Annotated in this window: 16 protein-coding genes; 15 read left to right on the top strand and 1 reads right to left on the bottom strand. The window is 50.9% G+C overall.

What is annotated here, in order from left to right:
• Positions 1–6 precede the first annotated feature (6 nt).
• The 15 genes from TJ79_RS05145 (at position 7) to ytxJ (ending at position 12,864) form a co-directional block, all read left to right on the top strand.
• A complete protein-coding gene (locus TJ79_RS05145; RefSeq protein ID WP_040949228.1) occupies positions 7–1,464 on the top strand; it encodes a DUF6382 domain-containing protein in 1,458 nt (485 codons plus the stop codon).
• 30 nt (positions 1,465–1,494) lie between these two features.
• A complete protein-coding gene (locus TJ79_RS05140) occupies positions 1,495–1,818 on the top strand; it encodes a Dabb family protein (RefSeq protein WP_337588926.1) in 324 nt (107 codons plus the stop codon).
• A gap of 165 nt (positions 1,819–1,983) precedes the next feature.
• On the top strand, positions 1,984–2,250 hold the full coding sequence (locus TJ79_RS05135; RefSeq protein ID WP_040949227.1) for a hypothetical protein: 267 nt from the start codon (positions 1,984–1,986) through the stop codon (positions 2,248–2,250).
• 185 nt (positions 2,251–2,435) lie between these two features.
• The gene (locus TJ79_RS05130) at positions 2,436–3,482 is read left to right on the top strand and encodes a M42 family metallopeptidase (RefSeq protein ID WP_040949226.1); all 1,047 of its coding nucleotides are present in this window, start codon (positions 2,436–2,438) and stop codon (positions 3,480–3,482) included.
• Between the two features lie 85 nt (positions 3,483–3,567).
• Entirely contained in the window at positions 3,568–5,523 is a 1,956-nt protein-coding gene (locus tag TJ79_RS05125) for an ABC-F family ATP-binding cassette domain-containing protein (protein ID WP_040949225.1), read from the top strand.
• 18 nt (positions 5,524–5,541) lie between these two features.
• Entirely contained in the window at positions 5,542–7,158 is a 1,617-nt protein-coding gene (locus TJ79_RS05120) for an ABC-F family ATP-binding cassette domain-containing protein (protein ID WP_040949224.1), read from the top strand.
• 150 nt (positions 7,159–7,308) lie between these two features.
• Positions 7,309–7,827 carry a hypothetical protein gene (locus tag TJ79_RS05115; protein WP_040949223.1) on the top strand — a complete coding sequence of 173 codons (519 nt, stop codon included), beginning with the start codon at positions 7,309–7,311 and terminating at the stop codon, positions 7,825–7,827.
• Positions 7,828–7,946: 119 nt separating this feature from the next.
• Positions 7,947–8,636, top strand: coding sequence for a DUF6483 family protein (locus TJ79_RS05110; RefSeq protein ID WP_040949222.1), 690 nt, complete (start codon positions 7,947–7,949; stop codon positions 8,634–8,636).
• Between the two features lie 42 nt (positions 8,637–8,678).
• A complete protein-coding gene (kapB, locus tag TJ79_RS05105; RefSeq protein ID WP_040949221.1) occupies positions 8,679–9,056 on the top strand; it encodes a kinase-associated lipoprotein KapB in 378 nt (125 codons plus the stop codon).
• Positions 9,057–9,069: 13 nt separating this feature from the next.
• Positions 9,070–9,858 (top strand): TIGR00266 family protein, encoded by a 789-nt coding sequence (locus TJ79_RS05100; protein WP_040949220.1) that lies wholly within the window; start codon positions 9,070–9,072, stop codon positions 9,856–9,858.
• 123 nt (positions 9,859–9,981) lie between these two features.
• Positions 9,982–10,632, top strand: coding sequence for a trimeric intracellular cation channel family protein (locus TJ79_RS05095; RefSeq protein WP_052339294.1), 651 nt, complete (start codon positions 9,982–9,984; stop codon positions 10,630–10,632).
• Positions 10,633–10,646: 14 nt separating this feature from the next.
• Entirely contained in the window at positions 10,647–11,477 is an 831-nt protein-coding gene (gene hisJ, locus TJ79_RS05090) for a histidinol-phosphatase HisJ (protein WP_040949219.1), read from the top strand.
• A 153-nt stretch (positions 11,478–11,630) separates the two neighbouring features.
• A complete protein-coding gene (locus tag TJ79_RS05085) occupies positions 11,631–11,870 on the top strand; it encodes a hypothetical protein (RefSeq protein ID WP_040949218.1) in 240 nt (79 codons plus the stop codon).
• A 139-nt stretch (positions 11,871–12,009) separates the two neighbouring features.
• On the top strand, positions 12,010–12,510 hold the full coding sequence (locus TJ79_RS05080; protein WP_040949217.1) for a metallophosphoesterase family protein: 501 nt from the start codon (positions 12,010–12,012) through the stop codon (positions 12,508–12,510).
• Between the two features lie 12 nt (positions 12,511–12,522).
• Complete coding sequence (gene ytxJ / locus TJ79_RS05075; protein WP_202903293.1) at positions 12,523–12,864, top strand: bacillithiol system redox-active protein YtxJ; 342 nt, start codon at positions 12,523–12,525, stop codon at positions 12,862–12,864.
• 161 nt (positions 12,865–13,025) lie between these two features.
• Here ytxJ and TJ79_RS25720 read toward each other — a convergent pair.
• A partial coding sequence (locus tag TJ79_RS25720; RefSeq protein WP_155987780.1) for an immunoglobulin-like domain-containing protein occupies positions 13,026–14,769 on the bottom strand: 1,744 nt, incomplete at its 5' end.

Below are 14,769 nucleotides of genomic sequence, written 5' to 3'. Positions count from 1 at the left end.
AAGACAGTGTTTGAACTAGAACATTTTCACTGCGAATCCGTTGAAATTCAGAGTCAGCGGTTATTGCGGTTGACGGGTAAAACGCCAATTGCGCCGTCGGACTTGTTGCAGCCGGACTGGAACATGTTGCGCCATTATCAAGTGCCTCATCTGCTGGCGATTGAAGTTGAAGAGTGGAACGGGGAAGTTACGCTGCTCTATAAACGCACTGGCTTGCGTACGCTATCCATGGAGCTATCTCATCGCAGCTTGACGGAAAAACGTTTTGTTCGTTTTCTGATTGCCTTGCTCAGTGTGTTGGGCGAAGCCGATCGATATTTGCTTAGTCCGGAATGTTTTATTTTGGAGCTGGAATATATTTATTTCGGCACAGGACTGGAAGATCTCTATCTCATGTATATTCCTCTTGTGCAAATGAAGGAAGTTCCCGCTCTACCTCTACGTCTCAAGCGTCTTGTAAATCGAGTAAGCACATTGCTCCCCATTCCCCTAAGCCTACAGAACCTTTTGGAAAATATCTCCGAAGAAGATTTCGATTTGGTTCTTCTCAAGCGGCAGCTAAAAGCGTATACCGAATCTTCGCCAACTCCGCGTCTTCCCGAAACGGAAACGAATCTGCCCATTCTGCCGGAACACATCATAAGCGCTCAGCCGACTGTGAAGGTAAAGAATGCGGAGAAATTTCATTCTTCAACGGGGGAACTTCCAGCGAAAAAACGCAGCTTCCCAACCAACAGCCAGTTGGCGTTTGGTTCTGCGGCGCTGCTGCTCACAATCGGCTGGTACCGCTATCTGACCGTTCCAAGCGACGGTTTGCTTTATTTTGATTTGGGATTGACGATGTTGGCTGCAGACGGTCTTTACGTTTGGCGGAAATGGGCGGGATCGAAGGAGCGCAATCCAGGCGCGAAAACATCTGGTCTGGTTGCACAATCGAAGGCAAAACCGAAAACGCAGCTTAAGAAACCCGTATTGCATGAGGAGGAGCCTAAGAACGAATCCATTTCGCCGGTCTCACCCGAGCAGTATTATGCAAGCTTGTCTGCACAAACTCAACTGCTCAGACGGGATAGTCAGGAAACTGTATTGTTAAGAAAAGAAGATGCAGCGGATTCGGTTGAGGAGCCCCGATACGTTCTGGAATGGGAAAAGGACGGTACCGCCCAGCGTATACCGGTTATCATTCCATCGCAGGAGAGCGGCTTCATGATCGGCAGAGAGCCGGAGCTATCTCAACCTTTCCTGACGAAGATGGAAATCTCCAGGCAGCATGCAGAAATTCGCAAGTCAAATGATGGTTATATCCTACGAGACCTGGGATCCAAAAACGGCACCCGCCATAATGGACAGGAGTTGCTGCCTTTTAAAGATTATGCCCTTGTTGACGGCGATGAGATCGATGCGGCGGGAGTGAGGTTCATTTTTCGGAGAGAGGATGGGGGAGTTTCTATTTCCAAGGGTTGATGGTATAATGCATGGTGGTTATACGGTCAAATGAAGGGGAAAGGAGCTGGAACGTTCGTGATTACCCATATCGTGTTTTTTCGCATGAAGGATACAAGTCCGGAAGGAATCGCCAAGACTCGCGAAGTTCTTCTTAATATGAAGGGAAAGGTTCCCCAGCTTAAGCACATTGAGGTCGGCGTTAATGTCGTTTCTGCGGCAAGAGCTTATGACATCGCCCTTGTGACGAAAGTGGAAACCTTGGAGGATTTGGACGCTTATCAAGTTCACCCGGTTCACCAGGTTGTTCTTGCTTATATGAAAGATGCACTGAGAGAACCTTCAGTAGCGGTTGATTATATTTCGGATCTTTGAGTTGTGTCGATTTATTGACATTAATTTTGTGTGCGCTTTCTCACAACTAAATACGGCCCTTTGAAGCGACGTTCTATTTTACATAGGTTTGACGAATTGGTCAACATCATATATCATAAGATAAGAATTATTTTTTTGTTGATGTGACTAAGGGAGTGGATAGTCATGGCTTCGGACAAGAGAAGAAAGTTGCGCATGGATATGCTCCAGGAGCTTTACCAATTTCATCTCGTTGAAAGAGGTAAGAAAGCGCTAATCCCCGGCAACCTTGAAGATCGGGACCCGGAAAAATATTTTGCACTCGAGTATTTGGCGGATAAAGGCTTGATTCGCTTCAAAGCGGAGAATGGCCAGATGGTAGCCAAAATCACTCATTACGGGATAAACCTGATCAAGAACTTGAAGATGGGCAGCCCACTGTCAACCGCCTGAGAAGCAATCGGATGAACCGGCTGGATGAAGGTTTATACATACCGCCCATACCGCCGACCGAAAACAAGCGCGCAAAATTGAACCAATTTTCCAACAGTGTAGGATCCGTAAGGGAGGTCTGCACTGTTTTTCTGTGCGGGGAGTGTTCTCGCATTTACCAATTCCGATAAGGATGTGCTGCCGTTATGAAACAAGCGATCAACCGGGATTATGTGTTGGCATTCGCCGAGGAACTGCTGCGGACGCCGAGTCCGACAGGATTTACCCAGCAAGTCATGAAACGAATCGGCAAGGAAGTAGAGAGTTTAGGTTATTCCTTCACCCAAACCCCGAAGGGCATGGGGATCATCACGGTACCCGGGGAGTCCGACGAGGTGCTCGGCTTGACTGCACACGTCGATACATTGGGCGGTATGGTCCGTTCCATTAAAGAAAACGGCTATATCCGGTTTACACCTGTCGGCGGCTATGCCATGAGCTCGGTGGAAAACGAATATTGCCTCATTCATACCCGGGACGGCGGCACGATCAGCGGGACCATTCTCAGCACCCATCCCTCTGTGCACGTTTACCCAGACGTTCGCGAGCAAAAACGCGAGGAAGCCAATATGGAAATCCGCTTGGACATCGATGCGGACAGCAAAAAGGCGGTGTTGGAGCGTGGAGTTCGCGTCGGCGATTTCGTTTCCTTTGATCCGCGGGTGCAACGGGTAGAAGGTTGGCTAAAATCCCGTCATCTGGACGATAAAGCCAGTGTCGCTTGTCTGTTCGGGTTGCTGGAGATGCTGCAGCGGGAAGGCCGCAAGCCGGCGAGAACACTCAAGCTGTTTATCACCAATTATGAAGAAGTCGGCCACGGAGCTTCGTATTTACCTGCCGACGTGGCAGAGTTGTTGGCGGTGGATATGGGCGCTATCGGTGACGACCTATCTTGCACAGAAAAGGACGTATCTATTTGCGCCAAAGATTCCTCCGGCCCGTACGATTATGAAATGGTCTCCAAGCTGATCCGGCTGGCGGAGCGGGAAGGGTTGAGCTTTGCTGTCGACATCTACCCGCAATATGGCTCGGATGCCTCTGCAGCCTTGCGTGGTGGCGCCAACCTGAAGGGTGCTTTGATCGGTCCGGGTGTCCATGCCTCCCACGGAATGGAGCGCACTCACGAGGAAGCGCTGTGGAATACCATTGCATTGCTTGCCGCCTACGTGTTGGAGGACGCACAAGCGCTTTAATGCACAATCTTAGAATACCGTTAAGTCGCCTGAACCGGATCTGTCGTCGACTAGCTGCGTTCAGGATAGAATAGGGTGATGATTCATGAGTTTGGTAACCATCGAGCAGTTAACGAAAAGCTATGGAGAAAAAGTGCTGTTCGCCGATATTTCTTTTACATTGGAGGAAAGGCAGCGGATCGGCCTGATCGGCGTCAACGGCACGGGCAAATCGTCGCTGCTCAAAGCCATTGCCGGTGTAGAGCCGGCTGACAGCGGTAAAATCACCCACGCCAAAGATTTTCGCGTGGAATATCTCGTTCAGGACCCGGAGTTTGACGAGGGTGTGACGGTGTTGGATCACTTGTTCCGTGGGAACTCGCCTCTCATCCGTACCATGCGAGAGTATGAGGAAGCATTGCTGGAGCTTGAACTGGATCCTGCCAACGAGAAGAAACAGGCGAAACTGTTCGCCGCCCAGCAAAAAATGGACACTCAACATGCTTGGGAGGCGGAAGCCCTGGCGAAGGCGATTTTGAACAAACTGGGTGTTGGCGAATATAAGAAAGAAGTAGCACATCTGTCCGGCGGACAGCGCAAACGGGTTGCACTAGCGGCAGCTTTGATCCAGCCGGCCGATCTGCTCATCCTCGACGAGCCGACGAACCATATCGACAACCAGACGGTGGAGTGGCTGGAAGGCGAATTGTCCCGCTATCGGGGCGCGCTGCTCCTGGTTACCCACGACCGTTATTTCCTCGATCGGGTGACAAACCGAATTTTGGAGCTTGATCACGGCAAGCTCTATAGTTATGATGGGAATTATTCGGTATTTCTTGATAAGAAAGCGGAGCGGGAAGAGCAGGAGGCATCCTCGGAGGCCAAACGGCAAAATCTGCTTCGCCGCGAGCTGGAATGGTTGAAGCGAGGCGCCAAAGCCCGCACCACCAAGCAGAAAGCACGCATCCAGCGGGTTGAGGAGCTGAGGGACCGCAAGACCGCTGGTCCCGAAGAGGGGATCGACTTCTCCGTCGCCGCCAGTCGTCTCGGCCGCAAGGTGCTGGAGCTGGATCATGCGGGAATCACCTTGGGTGGCCGAAAACTGTTTGAGGGCTTCAATCATATTTTCCTGCCCGGTGAACGGATCGGCATCGTCGGCCCCAACGGGAGTGGCAAATCGACGCTGCTCAATATGCTGGCCGGACGTGTCATACCGGAAAGTGGCGCCGTCGATACCGGTCAAACGGTGAAGCTGGCGTTTTACACCCAGGAAAATGAGGAGCTGGAAGGAAGCAAACGGGTCATCGAATACATCAAGGATGCGGCAGAGATCATTCATACGGCAGATGGAGAGGCGATTACCGCTGGCCAGATGCTGGAGCGGTTCCTCTTTCCCGGCCCGCTGCAATGGACCTTCATCTCCCGCTTGTCCGGCGGTGAGAAACGCAGGCTTTATCTGCTGAAAACCTTGATGGGCGAGCCTAACGTTTTGCTTCTGGACGAACCGACTAACGATCTGGACATTCAGACCCTGACGGTACTGGAGGATTACTTGGACGGTTTCCCCGGGACGGTCGTCTCCGTCTCTCATGATCGCTATTTTCTGGACCGCACCGTCGACCGGCTGTTTATCTTTGACGGCAACGGCCATATCCGCAAATTCGAGGGCAATTATACCGAATATATGGATGCATTGAAGGCCGAAGAGGCAGCTGCGGAAAAAGACAGCCTCAGCGTAAACTCGCCACGCAACAACGTCGGATCGTCGGCGGCAGGCGCAAACGACACCCCCGCGACCAACCGGGGAAAAGAACCTGTACGCAAGCTCTCCTACAAAGAGCAGAAGGAATGGGAGCAGATCGAAGGGGTGATTGCCGCCCTAGAGGAAAAAAGCGCCCATCTGAAACAGCAGTTAGCGGAACATGCCGCCGATTACGATAAAGTCCGCGACCTTTACGAAGAGGAGCAGCGGGTCGATGCGGAGTTGGAGCAGGCTATGGACCGCTGGGCGGAGCTGTCCGCCTTGGTGGAGGAAATCGCCGGGAAGAAATCAACATTTTAATGATAGAGGAGAACTCAAATGATCAGTACCGATGGAATTACACTCCGTTATGGGAGCCGCGCCCTTTTTGAGGACGTCAACATTAAATTCACCCCAGGAAACTGCTATGGCTTGATTGGAGCCAACGGCGCCGGGAAGTCCACTTTCCTGAAAATCCTTTCCGGTGAAATTGAGCCATCCCGGGGCGAAGTCCATGTTTCCCCCAATGAACGGATGGCCGTTCTGAAGCAAAACCAGTTCGAGTATGATGAGTACGAAGTTTTGAAAACCGTCATCATGGGTCATACACGTCTGTATGAAATCATGGTCGAAAAGGATGCTATCTACGCGAAATCGGATTTTTCCGATGAAGACGGGATGAAAGCCGCCGAGCTGGAAGGCGAATTCGCTGAGTTGAACGGTTGGGAAGCGGAAGCAGATGCCGCCGAACTGTTGATCGGTCTGGGGATTCCCCGTTCTATGCACGAACTCAAGATGAGCGAGTTGGAAGGCAATCAAAAGGTGCGCGTACTGCTTGCTCAAGCGCTGTTCGGCAACCCGCAGATTTTGCTGCTGGACGAACCGACCAACCACTTGGATCTGGAATCTATCAACTGGCTGGAAAACTTCCTGTCCAAATTTGAGGGCACCGTCATCGTCGTATCTCACGACCGTCATTTCTTGAATCAGGTCTGTACGCACATCGCGGACATCGACTACGGCAAGATCCAGATGTACGTGGGCAACTACGACTTCTGGTACGAGTCCAGTCAACTGGCGACCAAGCTCATCGGCGATAAAAACAAGAAGGTCGAGGAAAAGCGTAAGGAACTGGAAGAGTTCATCCGCCGGTTCAGCGCTAATGCCTCTAAATCCAAACAAGCCACTTCCCGGAAAAAGCAGTTGGAAAAGCTCACGCTGGAGGATATCCGTCCGTCCAACCGGAAATATCCGTTCATCAACTTTAAACCGGAACGAGAAGCGGGCAAGCAAATCCTGACCGTAGAAAACTTGAGCAAATCGTTGGACGGTCAAACGGTACTGAACAACATCAACCTGGTGCTGAATAAAGGCGATAAAGTCGCCTTCGTCGGCCCCGACGGCTTTGCCAAAACGACTTTGTTTCAAATCCTTGCAGGCGAGCTTGAACCGGATACCGGCAGCTATAACTGGGGTGTGACCACGACTCAAACCTATTTCCCGAAGGAAAATGCCAGTTACTTCGACGGCGTTGACTTGACCCTGGTGGATTGGCTGCGCCAGTTCTCCAAGGATCAAGACGAACAGTTCATTCGCGGTTATCTCGGCCGGATGCTGTTCTCCGGCGAAGAGGGGATGAAGAAGGCGTCCGTCCTGTCCGGGGGCGAAAAAGTACGCTGCATGCTCTCCCGCATGATGCTATCCGGCGCCAACGTGCTTATGTTCGACGAACCGACGAACCACTTGGACTTGGAATCCATCACGTCCTTGAACAACGGCTTGCGGGATTTTGACGGCACGATGATCATCAATTCTCATGACCATCAGCTGCTGCAAACCATTGCCAACCGTGTTATCGAAATTACTCCAAAAGGACTCATCGACCGGCTGACCTCCTTCGACGAATACCTGGAAAACCCCGAAATTCAAAAGCTTCGGGAAGAAATGAACGCATAATTACACCGATTAAACCGGCGATTCGAATCGCCGGTTTTTTTGTTTTTACGTAGGAGGAAATAACCCATTTCAATTTGTAAGCCATCTCTTCATCGTTCATAATAGAAACGTAACTGCGAATTTTGAGGAATGGAAAGATGGGGGAAGATTATGTTTGACCCGACGATTTTCGATAATATTAAAGTCGTTTGCGAGGGAGCGGTTTATGATCTCGACCTTGGCGGGACCATTATCGTGACGGACCGCCAGGACAGTATTGAGCTGTCCACGATGTCGCGGCAGTATTCCCTCTCCTTCCAATTAGGAGGAGGCGTTGGAGCGACGGCGTGCATCCGCTTGTCGGCAGGTACCGATGATTTGGCCGGAGAAATATTGGAGCTTCCCCGCATTCGGCCGGGCTGCCGAATCGACTTATCCTTTCGCATGAAGATAACCGATCCTGAACGGGAATGCCCGGCCATCCAGACGAACATGGAGAACATTTGGGGCAAGGAAACGAAAGTCGTTCAAACCTTGTCTTATCCATATGGAGGTTTGGATTCTGTTTTTCATAACGGAATCCAGATTGATTTTGAACGCAAATTCGGAGAAGAGGTGATAGAGGATTTGCCCCGTTTGCTTGAGCATATGGTGGCAACTCTTGAGGATCTCCTTGAACCGCTTTATTGAACCTTTCAAGATGGAAGGCGGTTCATTTTATCGAAGCTTTTTCCAAGATGAAACCGGAGGGCTCTTTTTTCGTACATAGGACATAGCTCGCATTAATCAACAAGAGAAGGAGTCCGTCCATGTTTCAGAGGGATTATATTTTACGTATGATCGAACAAATGGCGGAAATGATCGGCACCGTGACGGGCCTTCGGAAGCAGTTGAAGCAGGAGCAGGCATTTGAACTCGTGGATGAGTTGCTGGGTCGCTTTTTTCGGCTGAACTCCAAGCTGTTGGATACCCTCTCGCCGAAAGACATTCTCGATATGCTCTCCGTTAACGGCTTTCTGGAACAAGAAAAAATCCTCATGCTCTGCAAGCTGATGCAGGAGGAGGGAGAACTTCACGATAGTCTGAATCAGACGGACGAGGCGTACCGACGCTATATGAAAGCGCTCTACCTGGCTTTGGCCGTGTTAGAGCAGGATGATGGCGATACCCGATCTATGGGAATGGAACGAATCCGCGAGCTAGCTGATAAGCTCAAGCCATACATGCTTCCTGTCAATCTAGCTTTACCGCTCTTCAGATATTATGTCCGCATAGAAGAGTGGGCTCATGCCGAGGACGAATTATTTTGGCTGCTTAACTCCGATGTTCAGCCGAGTGTTCGCGATAGCGCGGTAGAAGAGGGGATTGCTTTTTACCTCAACCTGTTGGAGAAAAAGGATGACATTTTGGAGCGAGGCGGACTGCCTCGGATCGAAGCGGAGGAAAGTCTGGCGGAACTTCGTGCTCGCCATATACATGATCAAGAAGAAAACGGCTGAGTGAAGCCGATGATCATATCTAGTAGAGGAAGGTGCTGAATAATGTCTATCATAGCCGTCGGCGATAAAGTAAGAGCGGTTTATAAATCAGGCGAATACGTAGCCGAAGTGGTAGAACTCACCGATCGCCGGGCTGCCGTCAAGGTTCTCGCGGTACTGAAGCATCCCGCTCAAGGCGACTTGCATAAGCCACATCACTCCGATATCGGTTTTTTTCATCAGCGGAGAGCTCTTGCGCTCAACGAGACGATCATCGTTCCCTTACCGACCATTGTTTTCCACATCGGGCCGGTTCCCGATTACAAACAATCTCTGAAGGAGGCACTGGAGTCGGAAGTCGCTTCCCTTAAGCAGCAAAAGGAATACGCTGACCGGTCTCTGCATGAATTGGCAGAACTAAAAAAGGACTATTTTCATTAATTGGGAGGACTACATGAACGCACACGAAATTGATTACCGTATTATCGGCCAGGAAATGCAGGTTGTAGAGATCCATTTGGACCCGTCGGAAAGCGTCGTCGCGGAAGCGGGAAGCTTTATGATGATGGATCAAAATATCCGGATGGAAACGATCTTCGGCGATGGCAGCGGGGCTGGTGGCCGGGGGGTTATGGGCAAGCTGATGGGTGCCGGAAGGCGGCTGTTAACCGGCGAAAGTCTGTTTATGACCATATTCACCAATGCCGGTTATGGCCGGGAAAGCGTAAGCTTCGCCTCTCCTTATCCGGGAAAAATCATTCCGATGGACTTGAGCATGTTAGGCGGTAAATTGATTTGTCAAAAGGACGCCTTTCTCTGCGCGGCAAAAGGAATCAGCATCGGCATCGAATTTCAGCGCAGATTGGGAACCGGCTTTTTCGGTGGTGAAGGCTTTATTATGCAAAAGCTGGAAGGCGACGGCCTGGCCTTTGTTCACTCCGGTGGCCTGGTGCTTGAACGGGAGCTCCGTGCGGGAGAAGTGCTCCGGCTCGATACCGGCTGTCTTGTCGCCATGACCTCCGGCATTGATTATAATATCGAATTTGTAAAAGGGGTCAAAAGCGCTCTCTTCGGGGGTGAGGGTCTATTCTTCGCAACCCTGCGGGGACCCGGAAAGGTATGGGTTCAATCGCTTCCCTTCAGTCGGCTCGCAGACCGCGTCCTGTCTGCAGCCCGCGCTCCCGGAGGTCGGGAGGAAGGAAGCATACTCGGTGGACTTGGCAATCTATTGGACGGAAAATAGACGAAACTCTGTTGCAAAAAGGAAGGCAAATGGGGAGAATTGTAGAAATACAATTCTCCTTTTTTGTGTTACGGTAGGTACGGCATTTTCAATATAAACAGGGGATTAGGGGAGAAACAAGGCGTGAATTGGGAATTGTTCAGCTTGATCGGTACCATCGCATTTGCAGTAAGCGGAGCAATCGTCGCCATGGAAGAAGAGTATGATATTCTCGGTGTCTATGTTTTGGGACTTGCGACTGCTTTCGGAGGCGGCATCATCCGTAATTTGTTGATTGGTATTCCGGTGACTACCTTGTGGGAACAAGGAATCTTGATTAAGACCGCAATCGCGGTCATTACCTTGGTTTTTGTCATTCCCCATCGATGGATTGAGCGGTGGAAGATTTGGGAGACGTTGTTTGACGCCATAGGCCTTGCTGCTTTTGCAATTCAAGGAGCGTTATTTGCAACCAAGCAGGGAGTGCCGGTCAGCGCAGTCATAGTCGCTGCCATGATGACCGGCATCGGCGGCGGTATCATCCGCGACATGCTGGCAAACCGTAAACCGCTGGTGCTGCGGGATGAAATCTATGCCGTCTGGGCGATGATCGGCGGAGTGTTCGTCGGACTCAAACTGGCGGTAACGCCAACCCAGTTAGCGATTTTATTCGTCTCCGTTATTTTATTAAGAATGATTTCGGTCCGGTTCAAATGGAAGCTGCCAAAACGGACGCTATCGCGGCCGGAATGGCCGGAAAGCGGTTTTAGCTGGAAAACGATCAAGTGGAAATAGAAAGGAACCCTACGATGGAAGCTAATTTCAAATGGGACGGGCATACTCATTCTTCTTTCTGCCGCCACGGCAGCTCAGCAGCAATGGAAGAGTATGTGGAACAAGCGCTTCGCCTTGGATTTGAGCGATATACCATCAGTGAGCACCCGCCGCTTCCTGCAGGCTGGGTGGATAATGAACCGTTAATGCGGGAGCTGGCCATGGAGGATCATGAGCTTGCCGAGTATTTTCTTGCGGTGGAGCAGGCGAAAGCGAAGTATGCCGGCAAGCTGGAAGTGACCGTCGGCCTAGAGATGGATTATCTGCATGGGCGGACGGATTACTCCGACGAGATTGTGCGCCGCTTCGGCAGCCGCATAGAAGATGCTGTCGTCTCCGTTCATTTTCTCCCAGGCTTCGGGGGAATGCGCTGCCTGGATTTCACACCGGCGGATTTTCGCGATGGGCTCTTATCGGTATATGGCGCGATGGAGAAGGTTGTCGACGCTTATTATGACCATGTCGAGCTTGCCATCCGCTGGGCAGCGGGGTTGTCCATGCGCAAGCGGTTAGGACACGTCAATCTCATTGAAAAATTCCGCGATGCCCTGCCGCCGCTGGATGAAGCCCAAATGAACGACAGGCTCCATCGGCTGATTCCTCTTCTAAAAGAATGCGGCGTTGGAATTGATGTAAACACCGCTGGGATGCGGGTGGCCACCTGCGGAAAACCCTATGTTCCAAAGTGGTTTCTGGCCCGATGCCAGGAAGAGGGAATCCCTTGCGTATTCGGTTCCGATTCCCATAAACCAGAAGATGTAGGGAAGGGTTGGAACTGGTTTATTGAGCGTGTGGACGAGGTATAAATCGCAAACGATTGATTCGACTCCGACACCCGAACTGGGACATCATCACGAATTGGGCAGCGTATAATAGGTTTTTGCACAAGCGTCTCTCCGCCTTTGACATAGGATGTGGTGTAATGACCCAAGTCCATTTTGATGAAAAGGAGAAGAGAGATGTCAAATAACAGTTATTTCCCGATGGCTGCCGCAGCAAATACTCAGCTCTCTCCGGCGTATACAATGCCCAATCAACCCTATCCGACGATGGTTGCCCCGACGGAATACCACCCGGTAAAAGCTGCCGTTAGTGCGCCTGTCTATCCGACCCACGGAAATGATATTCCCATCATCCTGGTGCTTTTTGTCCTCCTCGTCATTATTTTACGCATGAAACATCACCATTTTTGCTGCTAATTCCCTTGATGGACGCTGTCCAGCTGCAAACCCGCACGCCGAATAGTTATTCCGGCGGAAGCGGGTTTGTTCGCGTTTGAATCAGCTAATTCGAAAGGCTATAATGATATAAACCGGATGTTTGCAGGAGATGAAAGGAATGAAGATCGGCGTTGTTTCGGATACTCATATGCCCCACAGCGGCCAAAGGTTGCCTAAAGCCCTTGTTGCCGGGCTTCAGGGGGTTGATCTTATACTTCATGCCGGAGACTGGACGGCGCCTTATGTCGCCGAGCTTCTGGAGCAGATCGCTCCGGTCGATGGGGTGACAGGAAACAATGACGGTCCCGACATCTACCGGCAATTCGGCAAGCGCAAGCTCCTGACTCTTGGCGGCATACGAATCGGCATCGTTCATGGAGACGGATTCCGGGGAACAACGGAGGAGCGGGCTCTCGCCGCTTTTGCCAAGGATACGGCGGATGTCGTCATTTTCGGTCATTCGCATATCCCCTACAAGCAGGTGAGTGATGGAATTCTGCTCTTTAATCCCGGTTCGCCAACCGATAAGCGCTGGCAAAAGCAGTTTAGCTATGGCATTTTGGAAATCGGCAGCAATGGGACGGAAGCAACCCACTATTTTTACAACGATAAATCATAGAAAGAGGCGATGATGATGAAGTGGAGAGAGATTGATACGATCGAGGAGTGGCAGTCGGCACTGGAAGCGTCAACGGATAAGCCGGTCGTTATTCTCAAGCACAGCACGACCTGTCCGGTCAGCGCCAATGCTTTGAAAGAATATGATGACTATTTGGCAGGCAGCCCCAATGCGGAACCGGATTATCTTCTGGTTAAAGTGATCGAATCACGGCCCGTATCCAACCAGATCGCAGCCGATACCGGAGTTACTCACCAATCTCCGCAGATCATCTGCATCAAAAATAAACACTCCTACTGGAATACATCTCACTGGTCCATTACGACCGAGCATATTTCCGCTGTCCTGGACTGACCGACAAGGATAAGCTGCTGACGCTGTCCATACCGAACGTATGACATTTACCGTAGCGGCATAAGGTTAAGTATAGGAGAGACGCAACTTTTCTTAAAGAGTAAAAAAGACCTTCAACTCCGCTTTAATGCGGGATTGGAGGTCTTTTTTATAGATTAGGGCTATTGGCGTGTCAGTTTCACGAGAAGGACGGCCGCTTCTGCGCGAGTCGCTTTATCTTGGGGCATAAACAAGTTATTACCTTTTCCATGAAGAATGCCTTTTTGCGCTAGCACTCCCACATAGGGCTTCGCCCATTGCGGTATGGCTGCATCATCGCTAAACACCGTTTTGCCTGCTTCGTTGATATCAAAATTCATCGCTTTGGCAATCCAGACCGCCATTTCCAATCGGTTAATGGATTGCTGTCCCCGAAAGCTTCCATCCGGGTAACCCGCGATAATCCCTTGTGCGAACTCGTATTGCACTGCAGTCTTCGCCCAAACCGGAATGTCCTTTTGATCCTGAAAAATGTGGGTGGCTGAGCTTGCTTCTGGATTTACACTTTGTAAAGCATGAAAAAGCATCGTCGCGAACTCGGCGCGGGTTATGGTGTCATCCGGATGAAAACGCCCCGTTTGATCCCCAGCAGCGATTCCAGCCGTACCCGCTTTGCAGATGTAATCTTCCGCCCAATGTCCTTTAATATCCGTGAATGGACAAAGCGTCGAAATCGGTACTTCTGCAATGGAGCGGTGTACCGTATAGGTATATATTTTCACAGCACCGTTAGGAGCTTTGACGGACAGATTGACCGCATTATCTCCAAGGATCAGCTCGATGGATTTTGGTTCAGTCAAAGGTATATTCTGCAGAGAAACACTGCTGCCAGGATCAACGGCTTCCGCATAAATCTGGATGGCTTCCGCGCTGGTTTCGATGACATGTTCGGCGGAGATGGGGAGAACGTTTCCGTTGACCTGAAAGCGAACGGTTTTCAGATCGGTATTGCCGGATAACGGAGGACTCCAAGATCCTGAGCCGCTAGTGGATTTAGCTTTTACCGTAACAGTACGAACCGCTTCTGCTGCCGTATTCCCGGAAAAATCCTTCACGTTATAGCGCAGGGCATACATTCCGGGCACATGAACATTTACGCCTCCGGTTACCGTGATTTGGTTGGAAACATCCCCGTCATACGAATCCATCGCGGTTGCTCCGGGATCCGAGAAGGAATCGTCTTCCGTCAATAATATACTTGAACTGCCTTTCAAAGTGATGACTGGAGGCTGGGTATCTTTGACGTAAACCGTCCGCGTAACCGTCGGCGCCGCGCGATCAGCGGAATTTTTAACATTATAGTCAAGGGTGTAGGAACCGATCTTGCTTGTATCAACGGTACCCGTCACGGTTGGAGCTAGAGCCCCATCCACGGGATCGAAAGCGGTGGCACCCGGATCCGTAAAATGACTTCCAATTTCGACGGTCATCGGATTTGAACCAACTAGATAGATGGCTGGAACTTGTTCAGCGTAGACGCGGATGTTCCGCGAAAGTGAGGCGGTATTTCCAGCGTGGTCGATAGAGGTATAAAGAACCGAATAAGCGCCCGGAACGACAGAGTTTACATCTCCTGTAATCGTGATGCTGCTTGGAGGCAAGACCCCGTCCATGTTATCCGTTGCTTCGGCTCCAGGCTCCACGTAAGTTTGCCCCACTGGCACATTCATTGGATTGCTACCCAGCAAGGTTATTTGCGGCGCCGTGTTATCCAGGAGGAAAGGCAAAGAGGTTTCCTCGGTAATATTGCCCGCCAGATCTTTTGCGCGGATATGCAAATACCAGTTACCGTCGACGGCCCCCAAACTCAAACTCGCTCCACTTATAAAAGATGTCCACGAGCCGGTTGGCGGGCTCGCTGTTTGC

It is taken from the genome of Gorillibacterium massiliense (assembly GCF_000455485.1).
Taxonomy (GTDB): Bacteria; Bacillota; Bacilli; order Paenibacillales; family NBRC-103111; genus Gorillibacterium; species Gorillibacterium massiliense.
Note: the sequence above shows the minus strand (reverse complement) of the source record. Positions and strands in the feature narration are given on the sequence as shown.

Bases quoted from the DNA above. Each gene is read 5' to 3' on its own strand.
- TJ79_RS05140 (WP_337588926.1), top strand. From the start codon at position 1,495: ATGAAGGGGAAAGGAGCTGGAACGTTCGTGATTACCCATATCGTGTTT.
- TJ79_RS05135 (WP_040949227.1), top strand. From the start codon at position 1,984: ATGGCTTCGGACAAGAGAAGAAAGTTGCGCATGGATATGCTCCAGGAG.
- TJ79_RS05130 (WP_040949226.1), top strand. From the start codon at position 2,436: ATGAAACAAGCGATCAACCGGGATTATGTGTTGGCATTCGCCGAGGAA.
- TJ79_RS05125 (WP_040949225.1), top strand. From the start codon at position 3,568: ATGAGTTTGGTAACCATCGAGCAGTTAACGAAAAGCTATGGAGAAAAA.
- TJ79_RS05120 (WP_040949224.1), top strand. From the start codon at position 5,542: ATGATCAGTACCGATGGAATTACACTCCGTTATGGGAGCCGCGCCCTT.
- TJ79_RS05115 (WP_040949223.1), top strand. From the start codon at position 7,309: ATGTTTGACCCGACGATTTTCGATAATATTAAAGTCGTTTGCGAGGGA.
- TJ79_RS05110 (WP_040949222.1), top strand. From the start codon at position 7,947: ATGTTTCAGAGGGATTATATTTTACGTATGATCGAACAAATGGCGGAA.
- kapB (WP_040949221.1), top strand. From the start codon at position 8,679: ATGTCTATCATAGCCGTCGGCGATAAAGTAAGAGCGGTTTATAAATCA.
- TJ79_RS05100 (WP_040949220.1), top strand. From the start codon at position 9,070: ATGAACGCACACGAAATTGATTACCGTATTATCGGCCAGGAAATGCAG.
- hisJ (WP_040949219.1), top strand. From the start codon at position 10,647: ATGGAAGCTAATTTCAAATGGGACGGGCATACTCATTCTTCTTTCTGC.
- TJ79_RS05085 (WP_040949218.1), top strand. From the start codon at position 11,631: ATGTCAAATAACAGTTATTTCCCGATGGCTGCCGCAGCAAATACTCAG.
- TJ79_RS05080 (WP_040949217.1), top strand. From the start codon at position 12,010: ATGAAGATCGGCGTTGTTTCGGATACTCATATGCCCCACAGCGGCCAA.
- ytxJ (WP_202903293.1), top strand. From the start codon at position 12,523: ATGATGAAGTGGAGAGAGATTGATACGATCGAGGAGTGGCAGTCGGCA.